Annotated in this window: 12 protein-coding genes and 1 pseudogene; 9 read left to right on the forward strand and 4 right to left on the reverse strand. The window is 60.1% G+C overall.

Annotated elements, in window-relative coordinates; translation table 11 throughout:
• Positions 1 to 143 precede the first annotated feature (143 nt).
• From BJI67_RS15980 to BJI67_RS15990, 3 genes are all read right to left on the reverse strand, one after another.
• Entirely contained in the window at positions 144 to 341 is a 198-nt protein-coding gene (locus BJI67_RS15980) for a helix-turn-helix transcriptional regulator (protein WP_070074368.1), read from the reverse strand.
• A gap of 141 nt (positions 342 to 482) precedes the next feature.
• Complete coding sequence (locus tag BJI67_RS15985; protein WP_070074264.1) at positions 483 to 1,250, reverse strand: hypothetical protein; 768 nt, start codon at positions 1,248 to 1,250, stop codon at positions 483 to 485.
• The gene (locus BJI67_RS15990; RefSeq protein ID WP_070074265.1) at positions 1,247 to 2,467 is read right to left on the reverse strand and encodes a hypothetical protein; all 1,221 of its coding nucleotides are present in this window, start codon (positions 2,465 to 2,467) and stop codon (positions 1,247 to 1,249) included. Before BJI67_RS15990 ends, BJI67_RS15985 begins: the two co-directional genes overlap by 4 nt.
• A 94-nt stretch (positions 2,468 to 2,561) precedes the next feature.
• On the opposite strand from BJI67_RS15990, the gene BJI67_RS15995 reads away from it, so the two are divergent.
• The 8 genes and pseudogenes from BJI67_RS15995 (at position 2,562) to BJI67_RS16030 (ending at position 11,679) form a co-directional block, all read left to right on the forward strand.
• The gene (locus BJI67_RS15995; protein ID WP_070074266.1) at positions 2,562 to 2,756 is read left to right on the forward strand and encodes a hypothetical protein; all 195 of its coding nucleotides are present in this window, start codon (positions 2,562 to 2,564) and stop codon (positions 2,754 to 2,756) included.
• Between the two features lie 34 nt (positions 2,757 to 2,790).
• Positions 2,791 to 3,075 (forward strand): annotated as a pseudogene (locus tag BJI67_RS16000) (DUF262 domain-containing protein); the annotation flags it as partial.
• 29 nt (positions 3,076 to 3,104) lie between these two features.
• A complete protein-coding gene (locus tag BJI67_RS16005; RefSeq protein WP_070074268.1) occupies positions 3,105 to 4,427 on the forward strand; it encodes an AAA family ATPase in 1,323 nt (440 codons plus the stop codon).
• A complete protein-coding gene (locus tag BJI67_RS16010) occupies positions 4,420 to 5,007 on the forward strand; it encodes a DUF4276 family protein (protein ID WP_070074269.1) in 588 nt (195 codons plus the stop codon). The genes BJI67_RS16005 and BJI67_RS16010 overlap by 8 nt, the downstream gene beginning before the upstream one ends.
• A complete protein-coding gene (locus BJI67_RS16015; RefSeq protein ID WP_231940961.1) occupies positions 5,004 to 8,015 on the forward strand; it encodes a site-specific DNA-methyltransferase in 3,012 nt (1,003 codons plus the stop codon). The genes BJI67_RS16010 and BJI67_RS16015 overlap by 4 nt, the downstream gene beginning before the upstream one ends.
• Positions 8,015 to 8,296 (forward strand): DUF4258 domain-containing protein, encoded by a 282-nt coding sequence (locus BJI67_RS16020; RefSeq protein WP_070074270.1) that lies wholly within the window; start codon positions 8,015 to 8,017, stop codon positions 8,294 to 8,296. Before BJI67_RS16015 ends, BJI67_RS16020 begins: the two co-directional genes overlap by 1 nt.
• A 2-nt stretch (positions 8,297 to 8,298) precedes the next feature.
• Positions 8,299 to 8,523: a type II toxin-antitoxin system MqsA family antitoxin gene (locus tag BJI67_RS16025; protein WP_070074271.1), complete on the forward strand. Its 225-nt coding sequence runs from the start codon at positions 8,299 to 8,301 to the stop codon at positions 8,521 to 8,523.
• Between the two features lie 3 nt (positions 8,524 to 8,526).
• Positions 8,527 to 11,679, forward strand: a complete 3,153-nt coding sequence (locus tag BJI67_RS16030; protein WP_070074272.1) for a BPTD_3080 family restriction endonuclease — start codon at positions 8,527 to 8,529, stop codon at positions 11,677 to 11,679.
• A 667-nt stretch (positions 11,680 to 12,346) separates the two neighbouring features.
• Here BJI67_RS16030 and BJI67_RS16035 read toward each other — a convergent pair.
• Positions 12,347 to 13,699, reverse strand: coding sequence for a tyrosine-type recombinase/integrase (locus tag BJI67_RS16035; RefSeq protein ID WP_070074273.1), 1,353 nt, complete (start codon positions 13,697 to 13,699; stop codon positions 12,347 to 12,349).
• Positions 13,700 to 13,904: 205 nt separating this feature from the next.
• Here BJI67_RS16035 and BJI67_RS16040 point away from each other — a divergent pair, with 205 nt between their 5' ends.
• Entirely contained in the window at positions 13,905 to 15,017 is a 1,113-nt protein-coding gene (locus tag BJI67_RS16040; RefSeq protein WP_070074274.1) for a sensor domain-containing diguanylate cyclase, read from the forward strand.
• The last annotated feature ends 26 nt before the right edge of the window (positions 15,018 to 15,043 follow it).

The following is a 15,043-nucleotide window of genomic DNA, read 5'->3' on the forward strand; positions in this document are numbered from 1 at the left end:
CCCCACAGGGCTAGAGTCACGACGGCCGCTTTTACGCGGGAAACGATACCGGTAGAATTACGGGTGCGTGTAGTAGTCTTGAGGGTCGCTTGGTTGCAGCCAGTGCGGCCCTTTCTGTTTGTGGTCATGGTCTTGGCCTCCCCTCAGTCCGCAGCCTTGCGGCTGGCCTCGATCTGCTGGTTCAGCCAGTCATTCACCTCCGCCTCGATCCAGCCGACGGCACGGCCGCCGAGGGAAACGGGCTTCGGAAAGCGACCCTCGGAAATGCGCAGGTAGATCGTGCTGCGGGAAAGCCCGGTGCGGGCCTTGACGGTGGGAAGTCTCAGGATTGCGGTAGCCATGTTTGCGCCTCCATAGGCGTTGTTGAACATGGCTGAATTACGGACGAGCTAGGGCACTACCCTTCAAGCTGGCTAGTGAAAATCGGCGCGAAGCGGCGTGGTTGCTGGGTTTGTGGTTGGAGAGTAGGTAGCCCTGTCTGGCTACCAGTAAGAGGCTTTCGATTTGGGGGCGGGATCGTCGTCCTGGATAAGCTGTTTGATCCGGGAGATGGAGAGCCCTTCTTCGTCGGCAACCGTTTTCAAAAATGCCCTGACTCCATGGGCCTTCAATTCATTAACCCGCTTTTTGATGCGTTCCCTTCTTTGCTCGGCCGATTCAATATCCCCGGCCCCGGCAACGGGCTGATCGACCAGGCGGGTCAACCGTCGTTTATCCACCTTGAAGCGGTTGCCCTCCAGCGCCAGCACCTCGGTCAACGCAATCGAGTGACCGGCCATGGTGAGGGTGAGCCTCTCGCCGGCCAGTAGAACAAGATGGCTGGCGTGTTTTTTACCCCGGAACACCCCGACTTCCCAGCGACCCGCCAATGAGTTGCCCATATTTGGGCGTTGCAGACTGAGCAAGCCCGCAAGCAGATCGGCGATGGAATCACCGGAAGCCTGCCACTGTTCGAGTTGGGCATCTGGCACCGGAACGCGGCTGATGTCGCTGCGCTTGTCGCAGACGATAAAGGCACCCGTGCGCCCCGCATCAGCCAAGGTATGCACGGGCATGACACATTCGCGTTCGCAGCCGGGGCAGACTGCACTGACCGCAGGCCGCGCCCTGGTGATGACCTTTTGCGCCTTCAGCGTCGCGACCGTTTCCGCTGGCCACTGAGCCAATTCGTCGGCGTTCAACAGCACCGCGTTGCCCTGTTGCGCGGCCACTCGGTCAAGCAGCTCAGCCAGTACCGCTTGCGGCGTCATGCGTCACCGGCTTCGGTCGCTTCTTCTACTTCCGTTGGCTCCTTGGGCTCGACGCCGGAGGCTTCCAGCATCTCCCGCAGCTTGATGCCCACTTCGTCGTACTTGAGCGAGCAGGAGTTGGGATAGGTGAGGCGGATTGCCACGGTTTTGGCCGGCTTGTCGGAATCGGTGACCACGGAGGCCGCAATCTCCACCTGGCTGACGTTGTACAGGTGCATCGGCAAGGACTTGCCCAGCTTGTCCAGCAGGTCGTAGACCGCATCGGGGTTACGGGAAGTATCCGCCTCCAGGGTGATGCGCTCGCCCCGGTTGACCCGCGAGGACAGTCGCAACTTGCGAACAACGACATCCTCAATGCCACTGCCCACGTCATAGGTGAAATCGAATCCCCGCTTGCTGAGCAGGTCCAGATCGTAGACCCGCTCGTCCCTGGGATCGGGCGGCAGTTCGTCCAGCTTCAGAATGGTGGTGGCGAACATGCCCTGGAGCGGTTCCACGGCCTTGCGGGGGCCGCGAAAGTTCAGGTCCAGCGTCCCTTCTTTCTGCGAGTAGACGAAGATCACCTCGAAAGCCGGGTTATGCGGCCGGCGGTCGAACTCGCCGTCCACCCATTCGATACTCTGCTGGGAGTAGTCCTCGGGATAGGCAAAGAAGTAATCCAGCTCACCCCGGCGGAACGGTTCCACCACGCAGTTGTTGCCCCTACCTTCGGTACGGTGGAAATAGTTGCGGATCTGGTCCGCCAGTTGGTGGAGGCTGGCGTCGTCTACCGCCGCCGGCTTGTGGCCCATGTTCTTGCGCTTGCGCCAGTAGGGAAGCGTATCGGCATGATAGAAGCGGGTTGCGCCTTTCCAACACTCGCCGTGATCCAGATAGGTGACCATCGCCCGGTGATAGTGATCGGGCAACGCCGACAGGGTTTCAATAAACGCCGTCACTGCCTCCGGGTCTGCCTGCATCTGCCAGCGGGCCTCGTCGATGATGGCCCGGAAACCCTTCTCGCAGCTTAGCTCGAAGATGTCCTGAAACTCGGCGTCCATCGGCTTGCGCTGTTCCTCGGGCAACGTCAGCCAGCCATCAAACAGCGCATCCGGCTTGGTTTCCTTCATGGCCGCGAAGTCCAGATCGCCGAACAGCCCCCGGCCCGTGAAGTAACGCGCCAGCAGGGCGTTGGGCACCTGGCGGAAAAAGCTGCGGGTCGAGTAGTGGCGGGCCATGTGTCCTCCTTGGGCTGGCTCCCGGAGTCCCTTGGATTATATGGGATTTTACAGTACATTACAGTACATTTGCAGTGAGATACTGGGGAAGGAGATGGCCACCACAAAAACAGCAACCTTGACGTTCCGCATCGATCCCCACCTGAAAGATGCCCTGCGCACCGCTGCGCAGCAGGAGCACCGCTCCATCGCCAACATGGTGGAGGTGTTGATCCGGGATTACTGCGGGCGCAACGGCATCACGATCCCGGAGCAGGGCGACCTGCTGGGTGAAGAGAAGAAGCGCTGAAACGACGCTCAACAACAATCAAGAACGGAAACCCATGACGACGTTTGACAGCACCAAAGCATCATTGAACGATCTGCTGCGGGAAATCCGCGAGGGCAAGATCCATCTCCCGGACTTCCAGCGCGGCTGGGTCTGGGATGACGACTACATTCGTGACCTGCTGGTCAGCATCGCGCGTTCGTTCCCCATCGGAGCCGTCATGCTGCTGGAAGCTGGTGGCGAGCTACGCTTTCAGACCCGCCCGGTCGATAACCTGGAAAGGCTGATTACCCCGGATCGTGAGCCGGAGAAGCTGATCCTCGATGGCCAGACCATGCTAAAGGCCGATCAAAAAATGAGAATTTTCATATGCTGAAACGAATCAAGATATCCGGCTATAAATCGCTCAGGAATGTTGAGGTCGAGTTACAGCCTCTCTCCGTCCTGTTCGGCCCCAATGGCGCAGGCAAGAGTAATTTTCTTGATGCGCTGCAATTGTTATCGAAGCTGGCGACATCCAGGACCCTGAAGGACGCCTTTGAGCCTCCCTATCGCGGCAAGCCTTTGGAGTCGTTTTCCTTTGGACCGGAAGGGATCAAGGGTTTGCTCAACTCGGAACGGGCGACCTTCAGTATTGAGGTGGATGTCGAGCTTTCTCCCGCGATCATCGACGCTGTTAATCAACAAATTCGGGAAATGAAGCGTACTTCACCCGAAGATGATGAAAGCAATGTCTCATCGTCCAAGAAACTTGCCAAGGTGACAGAGAAATCGCTTCGTTACCGGATTGAAGTTGAAATTCTTCCCAAGAGCGGCCTCTTGCGCGTATCCGACGAGTATCTGACTGCACTCAACAGGAAAGGTGAGCCCACCGACAAGCGTAAACCTTTCCTTGAGCGGGTCGAGAAACGACTGCATTTGCGTATGGAAGGCCAGGCGCATCCGACCTATTACGAACGGTATCTGGATCACAGTATTTTATCCCTGCCGAATTATCCGCCTCACTATCCCCACTTGGTGGCCATGCGGCGGGAGCTGGAGAGCTGGTTCTTCTTCTACTTCGAGCCGAGAGAACGCATGCGGGCGGCCGGCCCGGTAAAGGAAGTCCGGCATATTGGCCTGATGGGAGAGGAGCTGGCGGGGTTTCTAAATACGCTAAAGGCGGTGGATACGCCCCAGTTCAGGGCACTGGAGAAAGCCTTGCGTACCATTCTCCCCAACGTCGAGGGCATCGATGTCGAGGTCGATGAACTTGGGGAAGTGGAGTTGAAACTGCGTGAAAACGGAATACCGGTTCCGGCGCGCCTGCTCTCCGAGGGAACCTTGCGGGTGCTTGGCCTGCTGGCACTGGCAGGTGCCAAGGAACAGCCTTCACTCATTGGTTTTGAAGAGCCTGAAAATGGCATTCACCCCCGCCGCATTCAGTTGGTGGCGGAACTGCTTAAGACCCGTGCCTCTCTCGGCGAAACGCAATATATCGTGACCACGCATTCCCCGCTGCTGCCGGACCTCATGTCGGATGATTCCTTGTTCGTGTGCAAGCGATCATCCGAGGGCGAAACAACGATCGAGCCGTTCTCCGTATGGGGGCCGCTCGGCAAAAAGGCCGAGGTTGATAGCTCGCTGATGGAAGAGGGTGAGGAAGGCCTGACGGTCTCCGAGCGGCTGCTGCGGGGGGACTTCGATGCGTAGGATCGCGCTGTTCGTGGAGGACTATGCCCATAAGCAGTTTCTCGGCGCACTGCTGCAGCGACTTGCAGAGGATAGCGGTGTCAAGATCAGTCTCGACTGGCGCAATGCCCGGCGCGGGCATGGGGCGGTGGTCAGGGAGTTCAGGCAGTACCTGCATGATCTTCAGAGGGAGGGTGGTCGGCAACCCGATCTGATTGTTGCCAGTACCGACGCCAACTGCAAGGGGCTGCGCCAACGAACGAAAGCGTTGAGTGATGTCGCCCAGCAGGCCGATTTGCAGATCGTGTTTGCCGTTCCAGACCCACATATCGAGCGCTGGCTGCTGCTTGACTCGGGAGCTTTCAAGAAAGTTTTCGGGCGTGGTTGCAAAGCGCCGGATCAGAAGTGCGAGCGGGTTCGGTACAAGAAGATGCTGATTGACGCCATTCGGGAGAGCGGCATCACGCCCAGCCTGGGTGGTATCGAATACGCGGAGGATATTGTGAAGGAGATGGACCTGGGACAGGCGGCGCGCAACGACGCATCCCTGCAACGGTTGCTTGAAGAGTTCAATGCGGTGTTTCGGGAGTGGCAGCAATGAACGATAAGAAATATGAAACCCGCATTCGCGATCTGATTCTAGCCACGATGCCAGAGGACGGCAGCATCATCGGCAATGTCAGTCTGTTCCGCGAGGTGCAGCAGGCTTTGGAGGCCGAAGGCCGGGAATACGACGAAGCGGCCGTGAATGCGGTGCGCGAGCGGTTGATTGCGGAAGGCGTGCTGGGCAAGGGTCGGGGCCGGGGTGGCTCGGTCTATCGCAAGGCGTCGGCGGCGCAGACGGGCGCGCAAGCCGTCGGTACAGCGAAACCATCCGGCGGCAAGCCGGTAAAGTCCGACAAGCCCCAAGCAGGCAATGGCAGTTACGGCAGCTATCAACATGCCGACGAGGCGACCCTGCGGCCCGAGGTAGGGTTGCAGGATCAGTTTCATCAGGTGCGGGAGCCCAAGAGCTACCGCTACGACTCCAGCCTGGCGCCGGAGCTGATGTGGGACGAGAATGCGGAGCGGGAGTTCGCCGAGTGGCTGTTGAATCTGGTGGCCGAGGCCGGGGAGAAGGGTGAAGACGTTGTTTTTGCCGAGCCGCAGCGGTGGCAGGGCACGGGCGAGGTGTTCCGTTCCAGCCGCGAATGCGCCGCGCGCCTGCGCAGCCTGACGCGGCCGTTTCTCAACTGGGCCGGCAAGGCGGAGCGCCAGCAGATCAGCGTGCCCACGGTGCCACTGTTCGTGCATGAGCGCCACTCCACCCGCGCCATCCTGGAACGGCTCAAGAGCTACAAGGCCGCCGGGCAGACCCTGGACCTGTTCGGCGACCCGCAGGTGGACCTCGCCGACCGGCTGGACGCCTACGAGCACAAGGGCCCCTGGACCAATCGCATGATCCTCGGCGACTCCCTGCAGGTGATGAACTCCCTGCTGGAGTACGAGGGCCTGGGCGGCCAGGTGCAGATGATCTACATCGACCCGCCCTACGGCGTGAAATTCGGCTCCAACTTCCAGCCCTTCGTGCGCAAGCGCGACGTCAAGCACGGCAAGGACGAGGAGATGATCCGCGAGCCGGAGATGGTCAAGGCCTACCGGGATACCTGGGAGCTGGGGCTGCATTCCTATCTGAGCTATCTGCGCGACCGGCTGCTGATGGCGCGGGAGCTGTTGACCGAAAGCGGCAGCGTGTTTGTGCAGATTTCGGATGAGAATCTGCATCATGTGCGCGAAGTTATGGATGAGGTTTTCGGTGAAGATAATTTCCTGTCAGTAATCAGTTTTGTTTCGACAAGTGGGTTCGATACTTCGAAACTCGCTCGAACAGGTGATTACCTCATTTGGTATGGAAAGGACGCTAGTTTATCCAAGTTCAACAGGTTATACCTCGACAAGGATGTATCTCCGCAGGGCGGTAGATATAGGTGGGTATTACTCCCTGACGGCTCATACAGGGGGTTAACTGCTCAAGAGTTGCGTGGTGAGCGATCAATCACAGAAGGGGCAAAGCTCTACCAGCCAACTAGTCTTGTATCGCAAGGTGAAACGTCGTCCCCACAAGAGTTTGTCTTTGACGGAAAGGCCTATCGCCCGCCGGCTAATCAGCACTGGAAGACGACGGTTGCTGGGTTGGAAAACTTGGCCAAGGCAGGAAGAATTCATAAAGCTCGGAATAGCATTCGCTATATTCGGTTCTCCACAGATTTCCCTGTCCAGCCAATTACGAATATGTGGACAGATACGGCTACAGGAAATTTTACTGATGAGAAGACCTACGTAGTACAAACGTCTAGCAAGCTGTTGGAGCGCTGTCTTCTTATGACCACGGACCCCGGCGACTTGGTCCTCGACCCCACCTGCGGCTCCGGCACCACTGCCTACGTCGCCGAACAATGGGGCCGCCGCTGGATCACCTGCGATACCTCCCGCGTGCCGCTGGCCCTGGCCCGGCAGCGGCTGTTGACCGCCACCTTTCCGTGGTACGAGCTGAAGGAGCCGCAGCGCGGGCCGGCCGGCGGTTTTGTCTATAAGCGCAAGCAGAATCGCAAGGGCGAGGAAGTGGGCGGTCTGGTGCCGCGCATTACGCTCAAGTCCATCGCCAACAACGAAGAGCCGGAGATGGTCACGCTGGTGGACCGGCCGGAGGTGAACAGGAACGTCACCCGGGTCTGTGGGCCCTTTACCGTGGAGGCCACCATCCAGGCGGCGACGGTGCTTGATGAGCAAGCGGCTGCAACAACCGCCGAGACGCCGGCCAGCTACCAGAATCCCCGCGCCTACCTGGACCGCATGATCGAGGTGCTGCGCCGGGCCCATACCCTGCGGCTGCCCGGCAACCAGGCTTTGGCGCTGGAGTCGGTGCGGCCGGTGGCGGATTGCGAGTGGCTGCATGCGGAGGCGAAAACCGAGGGCAATGGTAACGGTGGCCAGCGGGTGGCCGTGGCCTTCGGCCCGGAGGACGGTGCGATCGATTCGCATCTCGTCTACGAGGCCGCACGTGAGGCGTACTTTCTCAAGTACGATCAGCTCTACCTGTTCGGCTTTGCCATTCAGGCCAAGGCGCGGGAGCTGGTGGAGGACCGCGCCAAGCTGCGCATTCCGGTGACCTACGTCAGCGTGACGCCGGATGTGGTGATGGCCGATCTGCTCAAGACCAGCCACACCGATCAGATTTTCTCGGTGACGGGCCTGCCGGACGTGACACTCAAGCCCGCCGGCAAGCGGGAAGACGGGCAGCCGCTCTATCAGGCCCAAGTGCTGGGGCTGGACATCTTCAACCCGGCGGACCTGGAAACGCGCTCCATCGACGCGGAGAACCTGCCCTGCTGGATGCTGGATACCGACTACAACGGCATGGTGTTCTGCGCCTCGCAGGTGTTCTTCCCCCGCACCGGGGCCTGGGACAACCTGAAGAAGTCGCTCAAGGCGGAGTTCGACGACAGCGTGTGGGAGCACCTGGCCGGCACAGAGTCGGAGCCCTTCGCGCTGGGCGAGCAGCAGCGTATCGCGGTCAAGGTGATCGACGAGCGCGGCAACGAACTGATGGCGGTGCGGGAGCCGGATTGATGGATTGCGCCGGGGTTACTTTCAGCGGCCATGCGCTGCGGCGAATGTTCGAGCGGGCGCTTGGCCGGGATGCCATACTTAAGGTGGTTGCCCGTGGCGAGACCATTGCTGAGTACCTGGATGATCAGCCCTATCCCAGTTACCTGGTGCTGGGGTTCATCGCTGGCGAGCCGATCCACGTGGTCGTGGGCCGTGATCCGCAAACCCGGGGATGTTTCGTGGTAACCGCCTATAGCCCGGACCCGGTCGTGTGGTCCGATGACTTCAGGAAGCGGAGGTAACAATGCAATGCGTCATTTGTAAAACCGGCGAAGTGATCAACGACAGAACCACGGTGACTCTGCAACGTGGTGAAACCACGGTAGTGATCAAGAACGTCCCGGCGCAGGTTTGTGCCCAGTGCGGCGAGTACTATCTCTCCGAGGAGATGAGCGGGAAGGTGTTGGCCATGGCCGAAGAAGCGGTCGGCAAGGGCGCCGAGGTGGAAATCCTGCGTTGGGCGGCGTAGCCAATGCCTCAATCCCACAACTCAACCAGTGCTGGCCCCCTGGAAGTCGAATCGCCGATCATCAACTCGCCCTTCTACGAGCCCTGCTGCCATTGGCAGATTCGCAAGGGAGAGCCGCCGGTCAAGGCGGAGGGACGGCGGGCCGCGAGCTACTACTTCCGCGTGCCGGAGCACGCCCAGCGGGGGCGCCGGCAGGGCGGCGAACAGGATTTGTTCGGCGAGGCGGATGTCGGTCAGGAAGAAGAGCTGGCGCTGGTCAATCTGCTGCGCCAGCGGGTGGCCGCCTGGCGCAAGGGGGAACTGACCGGGCGCGAATACGACGGCGCCTCAAGCGTCACCCGGGAACTGCTGGCCCTGTGGCGCTCCGAGGACCGGATGCAGCGGCTGTTCTTTGCCCAGGTCGAGGCGGCCGAGACCATCATCTTTCTGGTTGAGGCCGCCGAACCCTATCGCAAGGACATCCCCAAGATTCCCACCGACGAGCCCGGCGCCGAGGCCAGGGCCCATGGATTCCGCGCCTTTACCCGCTACGCCTGCAAGATGGCGACCGGCACGGGCAAGACCACGGTCATGGGGATGCTGGCGGCATGGTCGATCCTCAACCGAATCGCCGAGCCCACCGACGATCGTTTCACCGATACGGTGTTGATCGTCTGCCCCAATGTCACCATTCGCGAGCGCCTGCAGGAGCTGGAGCCGGCGCGCGGCGATCTGAGCCTGTACCGCACCCGCCAGCTCGTGCCGCCGCACCGCATGGAGGAGCTGCGGCGCGGCGAGGTGATGATCGCCAACTGGCACCGGCTGGCCAAGCAGGAGACCAGCACCGTCAACGGTCAGTCCGCCAGGGTGGTCAAGACGGGCGAGCCGGTGGAGGTGGTCAAGAATGCGGGCAAGAAGAACGAGACCCGCGAGATCAAGTATTTCGAGTCGGACAGGGCCTGGTTCAAGCGCATTCGCCAGGAGCTGGGCTCAGGTCGCGGGCGTGCGCCACACTGGCTGGTGTTCAATGACGAGGCCCATCATGCCTATCGGCGCGGAGAGCGCATCACGGACGCGGCGGATCTGGATGATGACAGGAAGCTCGCGGAGAAGAACGCGCGCGAGGCCACCATCTGGATCGAGGGCCTGGACCGGATCAACAAGCTGGCCGGCGGAAAGAAGAAGGGGATTCGCTTGTGCGTGGACCTTTCGGCCACGCCTTTCTACATCCAGGGTTCGGGCAACGAGGTCGGACGGCCCTTCCCGTGGATCGTTTCGGATTTCGGGCTGCTGGATGCCATCGAATCCGGCTTGGTGAAAATTCCGCAGCTTCCCTCAAGGGATGCGACGGGCGCGGAGGCGGCGGCCTATTTCAACATCTGGCGCTGGGTGCAGCAGAAGGCGATTCAGGATGGCTATGGCACCAATATCACGCCGGAGATCGTGATGACCTACGCCAGCGCCCCGATCAATCTGTTGGCGCAGGAATGGCACCAGCGTTTCCAGGAGTGGGAGCGTTTCGCCAAGAAGCAGCACAGGCATCCGGTGCCGCCGGTATTCATTGTGGTCTGCCGGGACACCCGTGTGGCGAAAGCCGTCTACGAATGGCTGGCCGAAGGCAAGGGTGGCCACGGGGAGGCGCCGCCCTGGTTTCGCAACCAGCCAGGCGAGGAAGTCACGGTACGCATTGACTCCCGAGTAGTGGAGGACATCGAGGAAGGCGGCACCAAGGACGAAACCCGGCGACTACGATTCATCCTCGATACCGTGGGCAAGCCGGAATGGCCCGGTGGCAAGGTGCCGGAGGAATGGTCGGAGTTGGTGCGCAAACACAACGAGAAGGTCGCCAGCGACGACAATGATGGTAGCCTGAAGTGGATTGACGAACACATCCCGCCGGGGCGGGATGTGCGCTGCATTGTCTCGGTATCGATGCTGGCCGAGGGCTGGGACGCCAATACCGTAACCCACATCGTTGGCCTGCGCCCGTTCGGCTCGCAGTTGCTGTGCGAGCAGGTGGTCGGGCGCGCATTGCGGCGGCGAAGCTATGCGCTGAAGGACGATGGTTCTGAGCAGTTTGCCGAGGAGACCGCCAAGGTGTTCGGCGTGCCCTTCGAGCTGGTGCCGTTCAAGGTGCGCGAATCGCGGGAGCCGGTGGAGCAGCCGGAGCCGAACCACATTTATTCCGTGCCGGAGAAGGTGCAATACGAGATTACCTTCCCGATCGTGACCGGCTATCAGCAGAGTGGGCATTTCGACGTGTCCGTCGATTGGAATCGTGTGTCGAAGGTCACGCTCGATCCCATGGAGATTCCGCCGACGGTGGATCTAACGCCCCTGACCGCTCCGGAAGGCGCACTGTCGGCGTATGGGCCCGGGGAGCGCACCAAGCTCTCTCTCAACGAATGGCGACGCCAGTTTCGCGACCAACAGGTGGCCTTCCGGCTGGCCCGGGAGGTATGCCGGCGCTGGCAGGAAGAGAATGGCGCCGAGGCGGTGCCGGTGACGCAGTTGTTCCAGAAGGTGCTGTTCGCCGCCCGGCGATTCCTGGCCGATCCCGAAAAACTGGTGCGCAAAGGCGACAGTCAGGCCTGTGACCTGCTCGCCGTTGGCCATTACATGCAGGCGGCCGTATCGACGCTGCTGGATGCGATCCAACGCGGCACCGATCAATCAACCCATGAGCTGCCCGTCATTCCCCAGGGCGCGAGTGGGCGCGGCAGCACCCTGTATGTGGACTTCTATTCCACCAAGCCGATTTACCCGGTCGAGAAGTGCCATTTGAACGCAATGGTGGCCGACACGGGCAAGTGGGAGCAGAGCGCAGCATTCGCGCTCGATGTGCATCCCGGTGTAGCGCGCTGGGTGAAGAATGATCACCTCGGTTTCGTCGTTCCTTATCGCAAACGCAATATCCAGGCGCGGTATATCCCTGACTTCATCGTCGTGCTGGACAACGGGCTACAGCTCATTGTCGAGATCAAGGGCCAGTACGACGACGACGCCGATGTGAAGGCCAAGGCTGCGGAGCGCTGGGTTCGGGCTATGAACCATTTGGGGGAATATGGCCGCTGGAGTTACGTTGTGGTCGAGGACCCGCAGAAGCTGGGGGCGGCGATTGATGCGGTTTCTGCTTCCGGCTGGGACTCCGAGTATATTGAGCTATCGCAGGGCTAGTGATCTGTACCCGGACAGAAGGAGAAAGCGAAGGGGCGCAATTTCCATCGCACCCCAGTGCCGATCGGGAACTCTCAATCCATTTGTCGGTTATTCTGCTGTCGGTAGAGCGGGACATCAAGTCTGGCGTGGAGACTCCGGACCGCCCATCACGCCGCTTGCAGGCTCAAAGGCAAGCGCCGCGCCGGGCTATGCCGTGCCGGAATTCAGCATCGCCGGCTGCTTCGCAACCGGCTCGGCGGCTTCGGCCGGCCTGCTTTCGGCGCTACGCGTCCCGTTCCGCTTGAAAGACCGGTCTCCGCCATCCATGGCTCCGGCGTTCGGCGGGAAAACGATCCACCGGATCGTTTTCTGATCCACCTCACCCCTTCGTTGCCGCTTGCGCGGAGTCCTGGCACGCTCGGCTGTCGCCCAGCCTGCCGCGCCCCCGCACGGCGCTGCCCTTTCCCGCCCCCAATTGTCTGCGGCTTCGGTAGAGGTTTGGTGCGGCCTACCCAACCAGGGTCGGTGGTCGGCAATGGAACATAATGCTGGAAATTATGCGCAGCGCAAAAACCGCGCTGTCCGCTTCGCCGCAGTGTTGCATTATGTGTGAGTTGCCTCCGCTTGTTTTTGATCCCCCGCCCGCCAACCCGTCCGCCCCCAAGGGGCTCCCCGGTGGCTTCGTTCAGGCGCGTTTGGTAAACCGGCCTACAATGACATTTTCTTGGGCATCGGCAGACTGTAGGAGTGCCAGCCGGTCTCCCAGCAGTCGCCATGCTTCGCGCTGTTCGGCTTTCAATTCGTGACGCTGGTAGATGCGTTTCAGCTTGTTGCCTTCAACATGGTTCAGGCAGCGTTCGATGACTTCCCCCATGACGCCAAGTTCACCCATCATAGTTGCGCCGGTGCGTCGTAAGTCGTGAGGGGTCCAGCCGCCTCCCGGTAGCAGCAGTGCGCCGGTGGCCTTGGTGCGGTTGGATAACGGTTCGTCCCTCACCCGGTCTTTGATCTGTTTGGCGATGGATTTCAGGCAGATATGCCGCTTGTCGTCGCGGGAGGGGAGACACCAAGCGGAATCGCCGGTGATGGCCTGCAATTCCTGAAATTGCCGCTTGGCGAAATCGGAGAGGAAAACGGTGTGGTCCTTGGCATTCTTGCTATTCCCGGCGGGGATAAACCATTCTCCCTGTTCCAGGTCCACATCTTCCCATTGGGCTTGCGACAGCTCCCCGACACGGCAGCAGGTGGAAAGCATGATCCAGATGGCCAGTTCCGTGGTGCGCAGCAGATTGGCGGCGGGAAGACGCTGGTTCAGTTCGATGATCTCTTCTTCCGACAAGTAGCGGTCGCGTTCTTTCTGACGGCCCCCGATCTTGTCCTTGGTGAGTCCTGCCAGCGGGTGGGCGTCGATCCATTCCCGTGCAATGGCAAAATTGAAGAACTGCCGCAGATCGCCAAACAGGTGATTGGCCATGACCCGCGCCCCGCGTTCCACCACGCCATCGAGAATATCCACCAGCATGGCTCTCTTCACATCCACCAAGGTCACCTTGCCCAGAACTGGGAGTACATCCTTTTGAATCGCCCGCATGGCTTCCTTGCCGCCATCCTTGCGCCGTGACAGTTCCAGTTTTTCCCATTGCTTGATAGCGTCAGAAAAGGTGCGCCGGGTGGCGGCTTCGGTGGCCAGGCGTTCAATCTCCTGCTTTTGCTTTTCGAGTTGTTGGGCCTGTTCCAGTTGGGTTTCCAGCTTTTCGGCCTTGCGGCTCTCAATGGGATCAATCCCTTTCGACAGGTTGGCTTTCATATCGCGGCAAATAGCCCGGATTTCGGCAAGCGACTTTTTCGGCCACTGCTCCACCTTGGCAGTCCGGTACTTCTTGCCGTCACGGTACTTGTATTCAAACTGAACGGTGATCTTCCCGGCCCGGTTCCGCCGCACCCGCCCCCGCAGGCCGCCTCCATCATTCAGAATGGAGCCCACGTCGTTTTCGGTAATCGCTTTCAGCGTGGCGGCGGTCAGTAGCTTGGTTGCCATGTCGAATCCCCTGTTTGTGTGGGTGCAGATAGCTCCTGCACCCACACTGCACCCACAAATCAATCGGCTTGTATTGGATTATAGTGGACGAACTTAGACAAGGGAATGAGAAAATGGAAAATAAAACAGCGAGTTATATTTGTGTTTCGGACTTTCGTAGATTGCGCAGGAAAGCAATTTACCTAACTATCTTTTTGGTGGCCTGGTGATCCTGACGAACATCCTGTTCGTCAAAGACGTGGCCACCCGGCTCTGGGTGTTTCGCCTTTGGCACACCGTGTTCGTACTCGGTGTCTTTATCTACGCATGGACCTGCGCTCAAGCGAAGAGAATCCGTTTCAGACGCAATTTCTTCTGGTCTCGCGCTCGGTGGTCGACAGTCATCGCCATCACATTGATGGCCTTACTCGTGCTCTACGAGCAGTTTGAGCCATTCCCATTACCGCCGATCATCCATGGCACAGACTTTCTCACGTGGCAGGATGTCACCGTCAACGGTGTCCAGTTCGTGGTGATGCTCTGGGCGTGGTGGCTGTTACAAAAGCACGCAGAAAGAACGGTGCTGTCAGCCTGGATGAGCGTGGTGGCTTGTGCTGTCGCCATCGACATCCTGTTGTTTGTCCTGGGTGGGCGGCTGTTCAGTGTGGGTCTGTACATCTCCAAGCTGAATAACCTGATTGGTGCGACGATGATCTTTGTCGTCATGCTAGCGCGCTACATCATGATCCAGCGGGATGTGATGCTCAACCGAGCGGATCTGCTGCGCGCCAATCGCAAGCTCGCGCGGATGGCGTTGACGGATCCCCTGACCGGGCTGCCCAACCGCGCCGGTCTGGACCAGTATCTGGAGCGGGCGGTGGCCTGGGCTGAGCGTCACAAGTCGATGATCGCCGTCGCGATCATCGACCTCGACGACTTCAAGCCCGTGAACGACCGTTATGGCCACCCGGTAGGCGATCAGCTGCTGCGCGCATTCTCGGAGCGCGTGAGCCGGCTCTTGCGCGGTGAGGAAATGCTGGCAAGACTGGGTGGAGATGAGTTCGTCTTGGTACTGCGCGAGTTGGGGGACATCCGTGACGTGTCGGTGGCGATGAAGCGTGTGTCCGATGCGGTTAGCGTGCCATTTGATTTACCCGAGAGGGTTAGCGTGAAGGTGGGGGCGAGTATCGGCGTGGCGGTGTATCCGTATGCCGGCGAGGACGTCGACCTGGTGCGCGTAGCCGACCAGGCGCTTTATGCCTCCAAGAACGACAAACATGGCCGCAAAAAGATCTGGGCCTTGCACGAAGTCGAGGGCATGCCGCAGACGATTGGGTGATGGAGTGAGCCGTGTTGTGGGGAGGC

This window comes from Acidihalobacter aeolianus, from assembly GCF_001753165.1.
In the GTDB taxonomy this organism is placed as follows: domain Bacteria; phylum Pseudomonadota; class Gammaproteobacteria; order DSM-5130; family Acidihalobacteraceae; genus Acidihalobacter; species Acidihalobacter aeolianus.